General features: G+C 74.1%; 14 protein-coding genes and 1 riboswitch. Of the genes, 10 read left to right on the top strand and 4 right to left on the bottom strand.

Annotated elements, in window-relative coordinates; translation table 11 throughout:
- The first annotated feature begins 52 nt into the window (after positions 1 to 52).
- From ACR9ZG_RS08040 to ACR9ZG_RS08020, 5 genes are read left to right on the top strand one after another with little or no spacing between them, the layout of a single operon-like run.
- On the top strand, positions 53 to 628 hold the full coding sequence (locus ACR9ZG_RS08040; RefSeq protein ID WP_481284302.1) for an LPXTG cell wall anchor domain-containing protein: 576 nt from the start codon (positions 53 to 55) through the stop codon (positions 626 to 628).
- A complete protein-coding gene (locus ACR9ZG_RS08035) occupies positions 625 to 1,164 on the top strand; it encodes an arsenate reductase/protein-tyrosine-phosphatase family protein (protein ID WP_481284301.1) in 540 nt (179 codons plus the stop codon). Before ACR9ZG_RS08040 ends, ACR9ZG_RS08035 begins: the two co-directional genes overlap by 4 nt.
- The gene (locus ACR9ZG_RS08030; RefSeq protein ID WP_481284300.1) at positions 1,161 to 2,627 is read left to right on the top strand and encodes a sugar transferase; all 1,467 of its coding nucleotides are present in this window, start codon (positions 1,161 to 1,163) and stop codon (positions 2,625 to 2,627) included. The genes ACR9ZG_RS08035 and ACR9ZG_RS08030 overlap by 4 nt, the downstream gene beginning before the upstream one ends.
- Positions 2,627 to 4,465, top strand: coding sequence for a WecB/TagA/CpsF family glycosyltransferase (locus ACR9ZG_RS08025; protein WP_481284299.1), 1,839 nt, complete (start codon positions 2,627 to 2,629; stop codon positions 4,463 to 4,465). Before ACR9ZG_RS08030 ends, ACR9ZG_RS08025 begins: the two co-directional genes overlap by 1 nt.
- Position 4,466: 1 nt before the next feature.
- On the top strand, positions 4,467 to 6,674 hold the full coding sequence (locus tag ACR9ZG_RS08020; RefSeq protein ID WP_481284298.1) for an acyltransferase family protein: 2,208 nt from the start codon (positions 4,467 to 4,469) through the stop codon (positions 6,672 to 6,674).
- 1,244 nt (positions 6,675 to 7,918) lie between these two features.
- Here the strand turns inward: ACR9ZG_RS08020 and ACR9ZG_RS08015 are convergent.
- Positions 7,919 to 8,890, bottom strand: a complete 972-nt coding sequence (locus ACR9ZG_RS08015; protein ID WP_481284297.1) for a nucleotidyltransferase family protein — start codon at positions 8,888 to 8,890, stop codon at positions 7,919 to 7,921.
- 8 nt (positions 8,891 to 8,898) lie between these two features.
- Positions 8,899 to 10,746: a tyrosine-protein kinase domain-containing protein gene (locus tag ACR9ZG_RS08010; protein WP_481284296.1), complete on the bottom strand. Its 1,848-nt coding sequence runs from the start codon at positions 10,744 to 10,746 to the stop codon at positions 8,899 to 8,901.
- Between the two features lie 96 nt (positions 10,747 to 10,842).
- On the opposite strand from ACR9ZG_RS08010, the gene ACR9ZG_RS08005 reads away from it, so the two are divergent.
- Both ACR9ZG_RS08005 and ACR9ZG_RS08000 read left to right on the top strand, forming a co-directional pair.
- On the top strand, positions 10,843 to 11,133 hold the full coding sequence (locus tag ACR9ZG_RS08005; protein WP_481284295.1) for a PqqD family protein: 291 nt from the start codon (positions 10,843 to 10,845) through the stop codon (positions 11,131 to 11,133).
- Positions 11,134 to 11,183: 50 nt separating this feature from the next.
- Positions 11,184 to 12,485, top strand: coding sequence for a UDP-glucose dehydrogenase family protein (locus ACR9ZG_RS08000; protein ID WP_481284294.1), 1,302 nt, complete (start codon positions 11,184 to 11,186; stop codon positions 12,483 to 12,485).
- 36 nt (positions 12,486 to 12,521) lie between these two features.
- Here the strand turns inward: ACR9ZG_RS08000 and ACR9ZG_RS07995 are convergent, their stop codons facing one another.
- Positions 12,522 to 14,036, bottom strand: coding sequence for a family 20 glycosylhydrolase (locus tag ACR9ZG_RS07995; RefSeq protein ID WP_481284293.1), 1,515 nt, complete (start codon positions 14,034 to 14,036; stop codon positions 12,522 to 12,524).
- Between the two features lie 126 nt (positions 14,037 to 14,162).
- A riboswitch (ZMP/ZTP riboswitch) is annotated at positions 14,163 to 14,259 on the top strand.
- A 33-nt stretch (positions 14,260 to 14,292) separates the two neighbouring features.
- On the opposite strand from ACR9ZG_RS07995, the gene glyA reads away from it, so the two are divergent.
- From glyA to ACR9ZG_RS07980, 3 genes are all read left to right on the top strand, one after another.
- Complete coding sequence (glyA, locus tag ACR9ZG_RS07990; RefSeq protein WP_481284292.1) at positions 14,293 to 15,630, top strand: serine hydroxymethyltransferase; 1,338 nt, start codon at positions 14,293 to 14,295, stop codon at positions 15,628 to 15,630.
- Between the two features lie 98 nt (positions 15,631 to 15,728).
- The gene (locus ACR9ZG_RS07985) at positions 15,729 to 16,610 is read left to right on the top strand and encodes a bifunctional methylenetetrahydrofolate dehydrogenase/methenyltetrahydrofolate cyclohydrolase (RefSeq protein ID WP_481284291.1); all 882 of its coding nucleotides are present in this window, start codon (positions 15,729 to 15,731) and stop codon (positions 16,608 to 16,610) included.
- Positions 16,607 to 17,110, top strand: coding sequence for a YbaK/EbsC family protein (locus ACR9ZG_RS07980; protein ID WP_481284290.1), 504 nt, complete (start codon positions 16,607 to 16,609; stop codon positions 17,108 to 17,110). The genes ACR9ZG_RS07985 and ACR9ZG_RS07980 overlap by 4 nt, the downstream gene beginning before the upstream one ends.
- A gap of 76 nt (positions 17,111 to 17,186) precedes the next feature.
- Here ACR9ZG_RS07980 and ACR9ZG_RS07975 read toward each other — a convergent pair whose 3' ends face one another.
- Positions 17,187 to 17,708, bottom strand: a complete 522-nt coding sequence (locus ACR9ZG_RS07975) for a gamma carbonic anhydrase family protein (protein WP_481284289.1) — start codon at positions 17,706 to 17,708, stop codon at positions 17,187 to 17,189.
- Between the last annotated feature and the right edge of the window lie 122 nt (positions 17,709 to 17,830).

Raw genomic sequence — 17,830 nt, 5'->3', positions numbered from 1 at the left:
TCCCTTCTCTTCTTCTCTCCTCCTGCTCACGCACACGAAAGGCAACACCACGATGCGAAACCTCCTCCTGGCCGGCGCTGTCGCCCTGGCCCTCCTGGTCGCCCCGGCCACTGCCGCCAGCGCCGAGACGCCGGGCGGCTACGTCCCGGCCGACGGCATCCACGGCACGCTCGATCGCACCGTGGTCGCTCCCGGCGAGACCATCACCTACACCGCCCCGGGCGGGAGGTTCGCCGCTGAGCAGGAGGTGACGGCCCTGGCCAGCGGCACGAGCGGCGCCTCCATCACCCTCGCCTCCACCGTGAGCGACCGCACGTGGACGATGACGGCGAAGCCGGACGGCTCGCTGACCTTCACGATGCGCATGCCGGCGGACGGCCGCGGCGACTACTCCCTGCGGGTGGCCGGCAGCAGCGGGACGCCCGCCGACACATTCACGATCACCGTCGTCCCGGTCGACGCGTCCGACACGTCCTCGGGCTCCGCCTCGGGCGGCGGCGGCCTGGCGTCGACCGGATCGACCGTGGCCGTCTACGCCATCAGCGGCGTGGCGCTCCTGCTCGTGCTCGCGGGCATCGTCCTGCTGATCGTGCGCCGGCGGCGGAGCACGCCGGATCGGTCGGCATGACGGCCCGGTCGACGCCGCCTGTCACCCCCGTCGGCGCCACCGCGCTCGGCGATCCGTTCGGCGCTGTCGGAGCCGCCGGCTCCATCGCGCGCGTGCTCGTCGTGTGCACCGGGAACATCTGCCGGTCCCCGGTGACGGAGCGTCTGCTGGCCCATCGCCTCCGGACGGCCGGTATCGACGGCGTGCACGTCGAGAGCGCGGGGCTCCGGGCCCTCGCCGGGCGCGACATGGAGCCGGAGGGCCGGGAGCTGCTCGGGCGCCACGGCGCCGACGCAGCCGGCTTCGTCAGCCGCAGCATCCGCGAGGTCGACCTCGCCGGGATCGACCTGGTGCTGACGGCGACGGAGGCGCAGCGTCGGCGGATCGTCGCGACGGAGCCGACGGCGCCGGCGCGCGTGCGCACCCTCGGCAGCTTCGTCGGTGGCGGCGACCTGGTGGACCCGTTCGGTGCCCCGGCGAGGGTCTGGCTGGAGCTGGAGCGGCAGCTCCTGCCGGCGGTCCACGCCGCCGCGGACTGGGTCGGACGCAACCGATGACGCGCGTCGAGCCGTACCTCGCCGACCGCGGAGCGGCACGCCGCAACGCGCCGGCCATCGCGATCCGGCTGCTTCCGCTGACCGACACGCTGGCCGTCGTCTCCAGCCTGCTGATCGCCCACCTGGCGCGCTTCGGCGCCGCCAACGGGCACGACTTCGTGATCGACCGCTTCCGCGTCGACTACACCGTCATCACCTGCGTCATCGCCGTGGTCTGGGCCGCTGCGCTGTACCTGCTGCGCCCGCGCGACGCCTTCGCCTTCGGCCGCAGCGCCGAGGACCGGCGGTCAGCGCTCCGCGCGAGCGGCGCGGTCTTCACCGGCTGCGCCTTCCTCACCATGCTGTTCCAGCTCGAACCGTCGCGGGCATTCCTGCTCTACGCGTTCCCCGCCGGAACCCTCGTCGTGCTCGCGTCGCGGTGGGCCTGGCGCCGCTGGGTGCGCCTCTCCGTCGCCGGGTCGCCGCGGCCCGCGCTCGCCATCGGGACGCCGGAGGAGGTGCAGCGCATCGAGCGCACGCTGCTCGCCGACCCGCGCCAGGGCCTCCGCGTCGTCGCCCGGACCACCGGTGACGGCTCGGGTGCGGAGACGGACTGCGACGAGGAGTGGCTCGCCGCGGTCCGCGAGACCGCCAGGCTGCACGAGGTCGAGGCGGTCGTCGTCGGCTCCCTGCCGAGGCGCGGCGCGCACCCCTCCGCCGCCTCGCAGGGCGTCGGCCTGCGCCGGCTGGCGTGGGAGCTGGAGCCCGAGGGCGTCCAGCTGCTGCTCGCCCCGGGCCTCGAGAGCGTCACGCCGTCGCGCATCGACGTGCTGCACTTCGACGAGTCGCCCGTGCTCCTCGTCCGGCAGCCCTCATACGCCGGCGGGAAGTACGTCGGCAAGCGCGTGCTCGACATCGTCGTCGCGCTGCTGGGCCTCGTCGTGACGGCGCCGCTCGTCCTGCTGGCCGCACTCGCGATCCGCCGGGAGGACGGCGGAGCCGCCTTCTTCCGCCAGCAGCGCGTCGGGGTGGACGGCCGGCTCTTCACCATCCTCAAGCTGCGCTCGATGCGCGAGGACGCGGACACGTCGCTGCACCGCCTGTCCGCTCTCAATGAGGCGGACGGCCCGTTGTTCAAGCTGCGCGCGGACCCGCGGGTGACGCGTGTCGGCGGGTTCCTGCGGCGGTACTCGATCGACGAGCTGCCGCAGCTGTGGAACGTGCTCCGCGGCGACATGAGCATCGTGGGGCCGCGGCCTCCGCTGCCGCGCGAGACGGAGTGCTACGAGGACCGCGCCCGGCGCCGCCTCCTGGTGAAGCCCGGCCTGACCGGGCCGTGGCAGGTGAGCGGACGGTCCGACCTCGGCTGGGAGGAGGGTCTGCTCCTCGACCTCTCCTACGTCGAGAACTGGTCGGTCTGCGGCGATCTCCGCATCCTCGCCAGGACGGTCCGCGCCGTGCTCTCCCGAACGGGGGCCTACTGATGCCGGGCCTCCTGCTCACCGTCGACGAGACCGGAACGCGGATCGGCGGCCACGCCCTGTTCCGCGGTGACGACGCCGAGCTCGTCGCGTCGCTGCGCGCCCTGATCGCCGACGACGCGCCGAGGCTCGTCGTCACACCCAATGTCGATCAGGTGCTGCGTGCCGCGAACGACCCGGCCGCGGCACGCGCCTTCTCGGACGCGTCGCTGCTGCTGGCCGACGGCGCACCGCTGGTCGCCCTCGCGCGCGCCCTCGGCGACCGCTCGCTCCGCCGCCACACGGGCGCCGACCTGCTCGAGCGGCTGACCGGCGAAGCCGGCCGCTGCGGGTGGCGGGTCGCGATCGTCGGCGGTCGGCCGGAGGTCGCCCGCGCCGCGGCGCGGCGCTTGAGCGAGCTGCATCCAGCCGCGGAGGTCCACGCCGTCGAGACGCCCGAGCTGCGGTCGGCGGACGACCCCGCAGGCGCGCCGACCGTGGAACGGCTGCGCAGCCTCCACCCGGACATCGTCTTCCTCTGCCTCGGCTTCCCGCTGCAGGAGTCCTGGTGGGCGCACTGGCGCGATCGGCTGCCCGCCGCCGTGTACATCGGCGCGGGCGCGGCGGTCGACTTCGCCGCCGGCGTCCGGTCGCGGGCGCCGCTGCCCGTGCAGCGCCTCGGCCTGGAATGGTGCTGGCGGCTCGCGCAGGAGCCGCGCCGCCTCGCGCACCGCTACCTGGTCCGCGGGCCGCGCTTCCTCGCCGTGGCCGCGCGATCGCTGCGCCACGGCCGCCGGGCCGCCGCGGTGGGGCCGCGCGTGCTCCACGCTCTCGACTCGATGGCCCAGGGAGGGGCGCAGCAGGTCGTCCTCGACCTCGCCGCCTGGTCGGCGTCCTCCGGCGTACCGACCGCGATCGTCGCGGCCGACGGCCCGCGCGCGGCGGAGGTGCCCGCCTCCATCGGCTTCGAGCGCGCGCCGCACGGGTCGCTCGGCGCGTACCTCGTGGCGCTGTTCCGCGCCTGCCGGCGCTTCCGGCCGACCGTGCTCCACGCCCATCAGCGCCGCGAAGCGCTCGCGTGCCTGCTCGTGGGCCGGGTGCTGCGCATCCCCGTCGTGGAGCACGCGCACACCGTGCTGCCCGATACACGCCTGCGCGCCCTGTCGTTCCGTACCCGGCGCGTGTTCTCGGTCGGGCCCGCGGTCACCCGCATGCTGACCGAGACCTTCGGCGTGGCCGAGGAGCGCGTGCACACGATCGGCAACCTCGTCCCTCCCGCCGCCCTGTCGGCCGCGACGCGCGGACATCGGCCTGCGGAGCCCGGCGCGGCTGCCGAGCGAGGCGGCATCGTGCTCGGTGTCGGCCGCCTGGAGGAGCAGAAGGACCCGCTCCGGTTCGTGGACATCGTCGCCGCGGCCGCGGGACGCCTCCAGGGTCGCTGGCTCGGGGAGGGGCCGCTGCGCAGCCAGGCCGAATGGCATGCCCGCACAGCGGGCGCCCCGGTCGAGTTCCGTGGGCGCACCACCGCTGTGATCGCCGAGATGGACCGCGCGGGGGCGCTGCTCCTCACCTCCCGCTGGGAGGGCACCCCGCTCGTCGTGCTCGAGGCGTTCGCCCGTGGGTTGCTCGTGGTCGCCGTGGAGGCGCCGGGTGTGACCGAGCTCGTCGCCGGTCGCGGCGTGCTGCTGCCGGCGGACGTCCCGGCGACCGAGGCCGCTGCCGCCGTCGAGCGGGCGCTCCAGGCGGACACGTCGGCGTTGCGGGAAGCGGCTCGCGACCACGCCCGCCGGTACGCGGACCCGGACGTGGTCTTCCGGCCGGTGCTCGACGTCTACCGCGAACTCACCCCGACGGGAGGGTGACGTGTCCGACCTCCCCACCCCGACGGCGGTGGCGCCCGCCGCCGTCGTGGCGCCTCCGGCGACGCCGACTGAGCGGCCGGGCTTCCGGCCCGACCTCGAGGGGCTGCGCGCGCTGGCCGTCGTGCTGGTCGTCGCCCACCACGCGGCCGGATGGCCGGCGGGCGGCTTCGTCGGCGTCGACGTGTTCTTCGTGCTCTCCGGCTACCTGATCACCCGCGGTCTGCTGCATCAGCAGGAACGGAGCGGACGGGTCGGCCTGGCGCGCTTCTTCGTCCGCCGGGTGGCCCGGCTGCTGCCGGCCGCCATCGTGGTCATGGCCGTGACCGGGGCCGCGTGTCTGGCGCTGTTCTTCCCGATCACGGCGGTGCCGTTGCTGTTCGAAGGTGCTGCGTCGCTGCTCTCCGTCGAGAACTGGGCGCTGATCCGCCAGGGAGCCGACTATCTGGACCCGGCCGGCGCCGTGTCGCCGTTCCAGCATTTCTGGTCGCTCTCGGTCGAGGAGCAGTTCTACGCCGTCTGGCCGTGGGTGCTGGTGCTCGGCTGGGCGGTCGCGCTGCGCATCGGCGGCCGACGCCGGAGCGGCCGGACCGCTCGAAGCGCGGTCGCGCTGTGCGCGGTCCTGGTGGGGTCGGCCTCCCTGGCGCTGTCGGTCGTGCTGACGGCACGCGGGTCGTCCGCCGCGTACTTCCTCCCGCTGACACGGGCGTGGGAGTTCGGTGCCGGCGCCCTGATGGCGGCGGTCGCCGCGGGGTGCGCCGCCCGGCTGAGCCTCGGCCGGCGGCCCGTGCTTGCGGCGGGGCTGCGCGCGGCGGGCGTCGGGATGATCGCCGCCGCGGCGCTCCTCTACTCACCGGCCACGCCGTACCCGGGTTCCGCCGCCGCCCTGCCGGTGCTGGGCGCGACGCTGGTGCTGCTCGCCGGGGAGCCGGGAGGGGTGGCGGGCGCCGGGGGGATGTTCGGCGGCAGGTCTCTCCTCGCGCTGCGACCGGTGCGGTACGTGGGCCGGATCTCGTACTCGCTCTACCTCTGGCACGCGCCGGCGCTCCTCCTGGTCCCGATCGCGGTCCGCGGTGCCGCCGGCGCCGACGACCCGTGGGTGACCGCACTCGCGGTCGCGTTCGCCGGCCTGCTCGCCGCCGCGACGTATCGGTTCATCGAAGAACCGGCGCGGCGCGCGCGGCTCTGGGAACGGCTGCGGTTCGGCCTCCGTTTCGGCGGCGCTCCGCGGTGGACCCGGGCCGCCGGGGTGGGGGTCACCGCCGTCGCGATCATCGCGCTGTCGGTCGTGCAGTGGCGCGGGCCGGTGCCGGAGCCGGGCGGTGCGGCGCCGCTCGCTCGCCCCGAGGCGGTGGCTTCCGGCTCCCAGCTGCAGGACCGGCTGCGGGCGGCCGCGACCGGCACCGACTGGTCCGGGTACGACCGCCAGCTCTCCGGCGGCACGCTCACCGGGGCGGTGGAGCTGGCGTGCATGCGCGACCCGCTCGGCGGCGGCGACGTGAGCGGAGCGCCCTGCGTGGCAGACCGCTCCGCGCCTCGCCAGGCCGTCGTGGTCGGGGACTCCATCGCGATGAGCTGGGTGCCCGCGGTGCGTGCGGCGCTCGGCGAGGGCTGGGGCGTCACCTCCCTCGGGCTGCAGAGCTGTCCGGCGGCGCTCGTCGGCGTGGGCGAGGCGCGGGGGCGGCCGGGCTACGCCGACGCCTGCGAACGCAGCCGCGCTCGCGACCTGGACGCGGTCGCGAGCCTGCGACCGGATCTCGTCGTGCTCGCCAGTGCGGAGAGCGGGCTGCACCGGCTCGTGAGCGGCGCCGCGGGCTCCGCCGCTGCGGCGGAATGGCGCCGCGGGCTCGAGGAGAGCCTCGACCGGCTGGCCGGGTCGCACGCCCGCATCGTGGTGCTGGGCAACCCGCCCGAGACCGTGTCGCCGCTCGACTGCGCGAGCCGCACCTCCACCCCGGTGGACTGCGTGCGCCCGCCGAGCCCGACGTACCTCCTCAAAGCCGAGGCCGAGCGGCAGGCGGTCGCAGCGGCGGCCGCCCGCGGCATCGACGTGCACGGCATCGACCCGCTGTCCTGGTTCTGCGCCGACGGGCTGTGCCCGGTCGGTGACGGGACGCTCATCGCGCGCATCGACCACGGCCATCTGACCGCCGACTACTCGCGCATGCTCGGGGCGCTCCTGCGGCCGGAGCTCACGGAGGGCCCACGGTGACCGGCATCGCCCTCGTCGCGGCCGTGGTCGGCGCCTCCGTGGCGGTGCTGGCGGTGCTGCTCGCTCCGGCCCGTCTGGTGCGCGGGCTCGCGCTCGGCCTCGCCTTCTGCCTCTTCGCCTTCGCGGTCAACGACACGGCCGGGAAGGCCCTGTACCTGCCGACGATGGCGCTCGCGATCCTCCTGCTCGGGCTCGCGGTCGTGCGGAGCAGGACCGGCCCGTCCGACCTCCGTCTGCTCCAGGCCGCGCTGGCGGCGTGGTGGGCACTGCTGCTGATCAGCTCCGTCGTCCTAGACGGCTACTCGCTGCTGGGGCTCCTCGTCTACGGGACCACGGCTCTCCTCGCCGGTCACGTCGCCCTGCGGCTCCACACCGACGCCGTACGACTCTTCGTGCGGATCCTGCTGCTCCTCCTCGCGGCGGAGGTCGTGCTCGCGCTCGCGGAGGCGCTGCTCGACCTGACTCCGGTGTGGGGCTACCGCGGCTCGGCCCGCGACAACCCGTTCCTCGACGGAGACCTGCAGCGTGCGCAGGGGACGTTCGGGCATCCGATCGTGTTCGGCTGGTTCACGGCGGTGGCCACGGTGCTCGTGTGGTGCGACGGCGCACGGCTCTCCACGACCCTTGCGGGCCGCATGCTTCGGCTCGTCATGCTCGGGGCCGCGGCGACGGGACTGCTGCTCTCCGGGACCCGCAGCGCCGTGCTCGCCGCCGTCGCCGGGGTGCTCGTGCACCTCATCACCCGTCCCGGACTCACCCGGTGGGTGCGCAACCTCCTGGTCCTCGCCGGTGCCGGCGTGCTCGCCGTGCTGCTCGGGGCGGGCGGGACCGTGCGCTCGCTCGCCGACGACCTGCTCGACTCGGGCTCGTGGCTGCAGCGGCTCGGCAACCTCCAGGGCGTTCCCGCGCTGCTCGCGCGACCGCCGCTGGAGCTGCTGTTCGGTCAGGGGTGGGGGCGCGATGCCGACCTGTTCGCGCACGGATACCTGACCAGCCGCTTCCACCTCCACGTCGTGGATGACATGTACGTGGAGGCGCTCGGGACCGTCGGCGTCGTCGGGCTCGCGGTGCTGCTGCTGGGCCTCGTGGTGGCGCTGGTCCGCGCCGACCGCGGCGGGCGCGCGGTGATCGTCGTGGTGCTGTCGATGATGTTCTCGTTCGACACGATGGTGTGGCTGTTCACCGGGATCGCATCCACGGTGCTGCTGTCCCTGCCCCGGCTGACGCCTGCGGGCGGCGGCGCGTCAGCGGACCCGGCGGCTGCCCTCACGGCCGAGCCGGAGGACGGCGAGCGGGAGGAGCGTCATCCCGCGGACGACGCGGCGCACGTACAGCCAAGCCGTCCGCGCGTCGGTGCGGCGCACTGAGTCGCGGTTCTTGTAGAGGTCGTCGAGGGAGGGGCGCAGCCAGCGCACGATCAGGCGGGCGCGTTCCGCCCAGGTGGCCTGGCTCAACTGGAGCGCGCGGCGCTCGTGCGGGCGTTCGGAGGACGAGACGAGCCTCCACTCGGCGTCGGCGTCGGCGTCGGTGTCAGCGTCGGCGCTCGGCTCTGCGCCGAGGATCGCACGCCGGATGCCATCGTCTGCGACGCGATCCAGCACCTCGTGGCGCGAGAGGAGGGGGCGGAGCGGGCCCAGCGCGCCCAGCGCTCGTGCGGCATCCACCACGTCGTGGACGTCGATGCGGTCGAGGGCCGCGATCAGCTGCTCCAGCTCGGCCGCGTGCCGGCCGACGCTCACGCTGCGCAGGCCGTGCAGTCCGACCAGGACGGCATGTGCCGCGGGTACGGGGGCGAGCACCTCGGCCCCGTCCACCCGCTGCCGGACGCTGAGGCGCCGTACCCGCTCGTAGACCGTGTCCGAGCCGGGAAGCCCGAGGTAGCGGTGGTGGAGGTCGAGGTCGATCGGCCAGCCGCTCCGGAACAGCGTCACCGCGTGCGAGGGGAACGACCGCTCGTCGCCGTCGCGTGCGCGCAGCCTCCAGCCGACGGCCTCGAGGCGGGTGACGACCCCGGCGAGCGCGTCCGGCGGCAGCAGCACGTCGAGATCGCCGGCCTCGCGGTGAGCCCGCAGGCCGTGCGCGGACGCGACCGCACCCTTCAGCACGATCGGCTCGACGCCCTCCGCGGCGCAGACGTCGGCGACGACGGCGTGAGCCAGGCGCCACGACGCGTCGCGTCCGGCCGGACGGGCCGGGGAGGCCGAGGAAGCGGTCACGCTCGTCGTCAGCGCCGGGCCGAACGCCGGCCGTGCTCGGTGGGCGTCTCGGCCGGCGCCGGGACGGGGGAGGCGGGCCGCTCAACGGTCGGCGTGCGCGTGGCCGCCGTCGCGTACGAGGGGGCCGGGCCGGCGTGGACCGGCACACCGTCCACGATCGGCGCCGGCCCGGTGGGCACGTCGGCGAGGCGGCCGTCGGCGATGGGCTCGTCGCCCCGGTCGTCGCTGGTCTCGCCGTTGTGCGACTCGCCGTGGCTCGGCCCACTCGGGTCGTGGCTAGGGGCGTTCGAGTCGTGGTTTGGGTCGTGGCTCGGCCCGCTCGGGTCGTGGCTCGGCGCGCCGCGGTCGTCGCCCGGCCGCACGGCGCCCCGTGCCTCCTCGTTCTCGCCGGTCGTGCGGCCGTCGGTCAGCGGAGCGGGCGCAGAGTATCCGTAGCCGTATTCGCTGCCGTAGTACCCGTACGACATGGCGTCGGAACCACGGCGCGGCACGCGGTTGAGCACCACGCCGGTGAGGCGGCCTCCCGCCTGTTCGAGGCTCCTGAGCGCCTTGCCGAGCTGATCGACCTTGGTGCGGCGGGTGTCGACCACCAGGAGCACGCCGTCGACCGACCGGGACAGCACGGCGGCATCCGTCACCGGGAGCAGGGGAGGGGCGTCCACGATGACCAGCGCCAGCTCCGAGAGGGCGACGAGCAGCTCCCGCATGGTGCGCGAGCCCAGCAGCTCGCTCGGGTTCGGGGGAGTCCGGCCCGCGGCCAGCACGCGCAGGTTCGGCGAGAGGCCCGGATCCTGGAGGACGTCGCGCAGCGCCACCCGGCCGGCGAGCACATCCGAGAGCCCTGCCGTGTCGGGCAGGCCGAAGGTCGTGACCTGGTTCGGCCGGCGCATGTCGGCATCCACCACGACGACAGGCTGTCCCGACCGCGCGATGGTGGTGGCGAGGTTCGAGGCGAGCGTCGACTTGCCTTCGCCCGGGAGGGAGGAGGTGACGAGCAGGACGCGCGGCGGCTCGTCCACATCCACGTACGAGAGATTCGTGCGCAGCTCGCGCAGCGCCTCCATCGTCCCGATCGTGGCGCCCGACACGGGGCCGCGGCCGTCCTCGAGGATGCGCGACCGACGGCTCAGCTCATCGGTGATCGGGATCGTGCCGACGACCGGCACGCCGAACGCCGACTCGATCACCTCCGCCGACCGGACGCCGCGGTCGAGCTGGTGGCGCACGAGGGCGTAGAGCACGGCGAGGAACAGCCCGGCGACGAACGCGATGGCCAGTGTGACCGGGACATCGGGAGAGGAGGGCGCCGCATTCAGCGGGGCGCTCGCGAGCGTCGAGAACCGCGTGACGCTCGCGCCGGCGGTGGCGCCGCCGTCCGCGCCGTCCGGGTTCTCGAGCTGCGTGATCCGGGTGCCCAGCGCGGTGATCCAGGCGTTCGCGATGCGCTGCGCGTCCTCCGGGGTCGCGGCGTCGGCGGTGATGCGGATGATGGCGGTGTCCGTCGGCTGCTGCGCCGAGACCGACGACGCGAGCGAACCGGGGGAGGTCGGAAGCTTCAGCTCCTCGATCACGAGCTTCGCCACCTCGATGGAGGCGGCCTGCTGCACGTATGAGGCCGCGCGGGACTTCGCCAGGGAGTCGCCCGCGTAGGCGGAGTTGAGATCGTCGCCCGCCTGCGACTGCACGAGACCGGCGGCCGTCGAGCTGTAGACGCGGGGCTGAGCGACGGTCCACGCGGCGGCGGCGAGCACGGCCAGCAGGACGAGGCTGAGCATCCCGGCTCCGTAGCGGCGCGTGATGCGCAGGTACTCGCGTAGGCTCAGGGCGCGGGGCTGGTCGGGCTCGCGGTGCGGCATCGGGAGGGGCTCCTTCGGGTGGCACGGGTCGAGTACGCAACTCTGCCAGGGCTTGCGTGTGCCCCATTCGGGGGGGCCGAGGATCGAGGGGACGAGATGACGGAAGGCGCCGGCGCCCGCGTCCGCGTCTCCGACCGGGTGGTCGCCACGCACGACGGCGACCGCATCGTGGTGGTCAATCTCGACACGTCCGACCTCATCGCCCTCGACGGAACCGCCCGCTACCTGTGGGAGACGATCGGCGCCCACGAGCACGGCGCGACGGTGGAGGAGCTGGTGGCCGCGGTGACCGCCGACTTCGGGGTGGACCGCGGAACGGCGCTCGCCGACGTGGAGGCGTTCCTCGGTGCGCTCGCAGAGGCGGGCCTCACCGTTTCCGCAGGATAGTGCTCGGTAGTCTTGCTGCTGCTGCCACCACCACTCCCCAAGGACACCGAATGAGACTCTCTGTGATCGGCTGCGGCTATCTGGGCGCCGTGCACGCCGCCGCGATGGCGGACCTCGGCCACGATGTGGTCGGGATCGACGTGGATGCCGCGAAGGTGCAGGCCCTCGCGGCCGGGCGCCCGCCCTTCCACGAGCCGGGGCTGCCGGAGGTGCTGGAGGCGGGACTCGCTTCCGGCCGGCTGCGCTTCAGCACCGACATGGCCGACGCCGCCGACGCGGACGTGCACTTCATCGCCGTGGGCACGCCGCAGACCGCGGGCAGCGACGCGGCCGACCTGACCTACCTGGAGGCGGCCGTCGCGTCCCTCCTGCCGCACCTCAAGCCCGGCGCGCTCGTGGCAGGCAAGAGCACCGTTCCGGTCGGGACCGCGGAGCAGCTCGCCGACCGCATCGAGGCCGCGGCCGGCGGGGCGGAGCTCGCGTGGAACCCGGAGTTCCTGCGCGAGGGCTTCGCCGTCAAGGACACGCTGCGCCCCGACCGTTTCGTGTACGGCGTGCGCACCCAGCGCGCCGCCGACCTCCTCGACGACGTCTACCGCCAGGCGATCGACGCGGGAACGCCCAGGATCGTCACCGACTACGCCACCGCCGAGCTGGTGAAGACCGCGGCGAACGCGTTCCTCGCCACGAAGATCAGCTTCATCAACGTCATGTCGCAGGTCGCCGACGCGACAGGGGCCGACGTGACCGTGCTCGCGGACGCGATCGGGCACGACGCGCGCATCGGGCGCCGCTTCCTCAACGCGGGCCTCGGCTTCGGCGGCGGCTGCCTGCCGAAGGACATCCGCGCCTTCGCCGCGCGCGGCGAGCAGCTGGGGCTCGGCGACGCGTTCGCGTTCCTGCGCGACGTGGACGCGGTGAACCTGCGCCAGCGCGAGCGGCTCGTGGAGGCGGCGCTCGAGGACCTCGGCGGCTCGGTCGCCGGCGCCCGCATCGCCCTGCTCGGCGTCACCTTCAAGCCGGACTCGGACGACGTGCGCGACTCGCCGGCGCTCGACGTGGCCGAGCGGCTGCACGAGCTGGGCGCCGAGGTCGTCGCGACCGACCCGTACGGCCTCCCGAACGCGCTCCGCCGCTTCCCTGCGCTGGTGACCTCGTCGTCGACCGAGGACGCGCTGCGCGGGGCGGACCTCGTCGTGCTCGCGACCGAGTGGCGCGAGTACCGCGACCTGGACCCGGTCGCAGCGGCCTCCCTCGTGCGGAACGCGCGCGTCATCGACGGGCGGAACGTGCTCGACCCGGCCGCGTGGCGCGCGGCGGGCTGGGCGTACCGGGGGCTCGGCCGGCGCTGACGCGAGCGGGCGCCGGCGCCGGGGGAGGCGCGGGGCTCAGCCGGCCTCGGTGACGGGCTCCGGCCAGGCGACGCCCGGGAGGCGGCGGTACACCGTCCCTGCGGCGTCCCAGTGGGTCGCGAGGTCGGCCAGCCGGCGGCCGAGGTCGTCGAGATCGCGCGCGGCCGTGACATCCTCGGTGTCGGCCGGTGCGGGCGACCAGCCGATCTCCGCGAGGGCGGCGAGACGCGGGAAGACCATCAGCTCGACCTCCTCGATCGTGCTGACGGTCTCGGTCCAGAGCGGCGCCTCCACGCCCAGGATGTGCGCGTCGCCCAGGCCGGGTACGACCCGCGCCGGGTCCCAGCGGTAGGCGCTGCCGAGATCGGTGGGGCGGCCGGTCCAGGCGAGGCCGGGCTGCTCCCCATCGGCGGTGACGATGTCGAGATAGGCGGCGTCCGCAGGCGACATGATGACCGCTCCACCCTGCCGGACGAACGACAGGGCCTCTCCGGCCGAGGTGCCGCGCGGGGTCACGAAGTCCCAGTACTGGCCGACGGTTCCCGGCTCGAGGTCGCCGCTGCGGCCGAGCTCGTGCCAGCCGACGGGCGTCTTGCCCGCGGCCGCCACCTCCCGGGTCGCGAACGCCACGAACCGCAGGTAGTCCTCGTGCGGCGTGGCGAGGCACTCGTCGGCGCCGAGGTGGAGGTACGGGCCGGGGGTCAGGGCCGCCACCTCCCGGACGACGTCGCGCACGAAGCGCTCGGTCGCCTGATCGCCGACGAGGAGGCTGCTGAAGCCCACGTCGGTGCCGGTGTACGGCGCCGGGGCGACGCCGTCGGGGGTGAGCTCCGGGCACGCGACCAGTGCGGCGTTGACGTGGCCGGGCATGTCGAGCTCGGGGACCACGGTGACGTGCCGCTCGGCGGCGTAGGCGACCAGCTCGCGGTACTCGGCCTGCGTGTAGAAGCCGCCGGGGGCGCCTCCCACCGCCGTCCTGCCGCCCACCGCCGTGAGCGCGGGACGCGACAGGATCTCGATGCGCCAGCCCTGGTCGTCGGTCAGGTGCAGGTGCAGGTGGTTGACCTTGAGCAGCACGATCGCGTCGATGAAGCGCTTGACCTCGTCCACGCCGAAGAAGTGCCTGGCCACGTCGAGCATCGCGCCCCGATAGGCGTAACGCGGGTGATCCTCCACCCGGACGGCGGCAACGGAGAGCTCGCCGGAGCAGTCGGCGGGCACCAGCTGGCGCAGGGTCTGCACGCCGCGGAACGCGCCCGCGGCGGTCGCCGCGCCGATGCGCACGCCGCCCGCGTGGACGTCGAGCATGTAGCCCTCCGCTCGATGCGCCTCGCCGACCTCGTCGTCGGCGATGACGATGGCGATGTCGCCGAACGCGGGAGGCTCGGGGACGACGGCCGGACGGCGGCCGCAGTCGGCCGCGAGCTCGGCCGCCAGCAGCTCGGCGACGGACGCGGCGCCCGGCCCCGCCACGCTGATGCGGGCCTCGGCGGAGAGGACGAACGGCGCCCCTGCGGTGTACTCGAACAGCACGGGACGGGGGACGACCACGGGTGCTCCTAACGCGACGAGGGGGAAGCGGCCCGCGCTGCCCCCGCCCGCCCCGGCCGAGTGCGAGTATCGCAGGGGTCCTTACGAAAGGGCAAGGGTTCCGCTCCCACCGCGCTTTGCTATGCTGTGCTGCGTCGCGACTGGCGCTCAGATGGTCACCATCGGGGAGCGACACGGTACCTCGAAACACGGGTGGATTCGGCCGCGCGCCTGGGTCGATACGAACACAGTCCATCCCTGTCCGAAGGAGCCGATCATGTCCGACATCAACCAGACGGCGATCTCCCCGACGTTCACCGCGCCTCTCGCCGAGGTCGACCCGGAGATCGCCGAGGTCCTCCAGCTCGAGCTCGGCCGTCAGCGCGACTACCTCGAGATGATCGCGTCCGAGAACTTCGTTCCGCGCGCCGTGCTCGAGGCGGTCGGCTCGGTGTTGACCAACAAGTACGCCGAAGGCTACCCGGGCCGCCGCTACTACGGCGGCTGCGAGTACGTCGACATCGCCGAGCAGCTGGCGATCGACCGGGCGAAGAGCCTGTTCGGCGCCGAGTACGCGAACGTCCAGCCGCACTCCGGCGCCTCCGCCAACGCGGCAGTGCTGTCCGCGATCGCGACGCCGGGCGACACGATCCTCGGACTCGAGCTCGCCCACGGCGGCCACCTGACCCACGGCATGAAGCTCAACTTCTCGGGCAAGCTCTACAACGCCGTGTCCTACGGCGTCGACCCCGAGTCGTTCCTCGTCGACATGGATGTCGTGCGCGACAAGGCGCGCGAGCACAAGCCGCAGGTCATCATCGCCGGCTGGTCGGCCTACCCGCGTCAGCTCGACTTCGCCGCCTTCCGCGAGATCGCGGACGAGGTCGGTGCGAAGCTCTGGGTCGACATGGCGCACTTCGCCGGCCTGGTCGCCGCGGGCCTCCACCCGAACCCGGTGCCCTTCGCCGACGTGGTCAGCTCGACCGTGCACAAGACGATCGGCGGCCCGCGCTCCGGCTTCATCGTCAGCCGCGACATGGAGCTCGCCAAGAAGCTCAACTCGAACGTCTTCCCCGGCCAGCAGGGCGGCCCGCTCATGCACGTGATCGCCGCCAAGGCGACCGCGTTCAAGCTCGCCGCGACCGACGAGTTCAAGGACCGCCAGGAGCGGACCATCCGCGGCGCGAAGCTCCTCGCCGACCGCCTGACCGCCGACGACTCGCGCGCCGCCGGCGTCGACGTGCTCACGGGCGGGACCGACGTGCACCTGGTGCTCGCGGACCTCCGCACCTCGGAGCTCGACGGCAAGCAGGCCGAGGACGTGCTGCACGAGGTCGGCATCACGGTCAACCGCAACGCGGTGCCGTTCGACCCGCGCCCGCCGATGGTGACCTCCGGCCTCCGCATCGGCACGCCGGCGCTCGCGACCCGCGGCTTCGGCGACACCGAGTTCACCGAGGTCGCCGACATCATCGCGACCGCGCTCAAGCCGGGCGCCGACACCGCGGCGCTGCGCGCCCGCGTCGACGCGCTGACGGCGGCCTTCCCGCTCTACCCGGGGCTGACGCCGTCGGGTCAGGAGGGCTTCCCGGTCGAGCTCCCCTCCTCGATCTGATCCACGCGTCGCCGGCCGCCGAGCACAGGAGAACTGTCGCCTCGGCGGCCAGCTGACGACAATTTTCCTGTGCTCGCGGGCTGATGAAGGAGACACACGTGACGGCGAAGGTACTGGACGGCAAGGCGACGGCGAGCGCGATCAAGGCGGAGCTGACGGAACGGGTCGCGCGGCTGCGCGAGCAGGGCGTGGTGCCGGGACTCGGCACGATCCTCGTCGGGGACGACCCCGGATCGCAGTGGTACGTCGCGGGCAAGCACCGCGACTGCGCGGAGGTGGGCATCGCCTCCATCCGCCGCGACCTCCCCGCCGACATCTCGCAGGCCGAGTTGGAGGCGGTGGTGGAGGAGCTGAACGCCGACCCCGACTGCACCGGCTTCATCGTCCAGCTGCCGCTGCCGGGCCACCTCGACACCGACGCCATCCTGGAGCTGGTGGACCCGGCGAAGGACGCCGATGGCCTCCACCCCACGAACCTCGGCCGCCTGGTGCTCAACGTCAGCCGCCCGATCACGACCCCGCTGCCGTGCACGCCGCGCGGTGTGATCGAACTGATGCAGCGTCACGGGATCGACCTCGACGGCAAGCACGTCGTGGTCGTCGGCCGCGGCGTGACCGTCGGGCGCCCGATCGGCTCGCTGCTGACCCGCCGCGAGATCAACGCGACGGTCACGCTGACGCACACCGGGACCGTCGACCTCGATGAGCACCTCAAGCGCGCCGATGTCATCGTCGCCGCGGCGGGTGTCGCGGGGCTGATCACCGCCGACAACATCAAGCCGGGCGCCATCGTGCTCGACGTGGGCGTCAGCCGCGTGGAGGACCCGGTCACCGGCAAGAGCCGCGTCGCGGGCGACGTCGCACCCGAGGTCGCGGAGGTCGCCGCATGGGTGTCGCCGAACCCCGGCGGCGTGGGGCCGATGACGAGGGCCCTGCTGCTGCAGAACGTGGTGGAGGCGGCCGAACGGTCGCTGGCGTGAGCGCCGTCGAGGGCTCCGGCCGCACGCATGCCGCGGTCGAGCGTGTCGAGGGCGCGCTCCTGGCAGCGGGGATCGAGCCGCGCGTCCGCTGGTTCGAGACCGCGACGCCGACCGCCGTGGCCGCCGCGGCCGAGCTGGGGGTCGAGGTCGGTGCGATCGCCAACTCCCTCGTGTTCACGATCGACGGCGAGCCGCTGCTCGTCATGACCTCGGGCGCGCATCGCGTCGACACCGCCTTCCTGGGGGAGCGGCTCGGCGGGCGGATCCGGCGTGCCGACGCGGAGACGGTGAAGGCGGCGACCGGGCAGACCATCGGCGGCGTGGCTCCGGTGGGGCATCCGGCGCCGCTGCGGACCGTGGTGGATGTGGCGCTCGCCGGCTATCCGGAGGTCTGGGCGGCCGCGGGCCATGCGCACACGGTGTTCCCGACGACGTTCGACGAGCTGGTGCGGATCACGGGTGGCGAGCCGGGGCCTGTGGAGCCCGGACAGGCCGAGTAGGCGGGACAGGCCGCGTAGGCGGGCCAGGCGGAGTAGGCGGAGTAGGCGGGCCAGGCCGGGCGGAGCAGACGGCGCGCTAGTCCGTCGTGGCGCCGCGGTGCGCCTCCACGTGACGCAGGTAGGCCTCGGCGTTGGCGCGGATGCCGGCGCGCTCCTCGTCGGTCAGCTCGCGGCGCACCACGCCGGGGACGCCGGCGACGAGGGAGCCCGGCGGGATGACAGCACCCTCGAGCACGACGGTCCCGGCGGCGAGCAGCGAGCCGGCGCCGACGACCGCGCCGTTGAGCACGGTGGCGTGCATCCCGACGAGGGAGCCGTCCTCGATGGTGCAGCCGTGCAGCACGGCGTTGTGGCCGACCGAGACGTCGGCGCCGATGGTCAGCGGGAAGCCGCCGTCGACATGGCACGAGACGTTGTCCTGGAGGTTGCTGCGGGCGCCCACGGTGATGTCCTCCGCCTCCGCGCGCAGCACCGCGTTGTACCAGACGCTCGCGCCGGCGGCGAGGCGGACGCGGCCGGCGAGCACGGCTCCCGGCGCGACGAAGGCGTCATCCGCGAGGGTGGGGGCGGATCCGTCGGCGAGGGTCACGAGCGTCATGCGCCCAGCCTAGCCAGCGCCTCCACCGGACGTCCCTGTCTCACCATCCGCTTGTCACGACACGCCGTCCCTGACCTCGCCGAGACGGCGTGTTGTGACAACTCTGTCTCTTATACACATCT

It is taken from the genome of Leifsonia sp. KNZ12-8B (genome assembly GCF_056755495.1).
The sequence above is the reverse complement of the archived record's forward strand: the minus strand, read 5'-3'. Positions and strand labels throughout refer to the sequence as shown.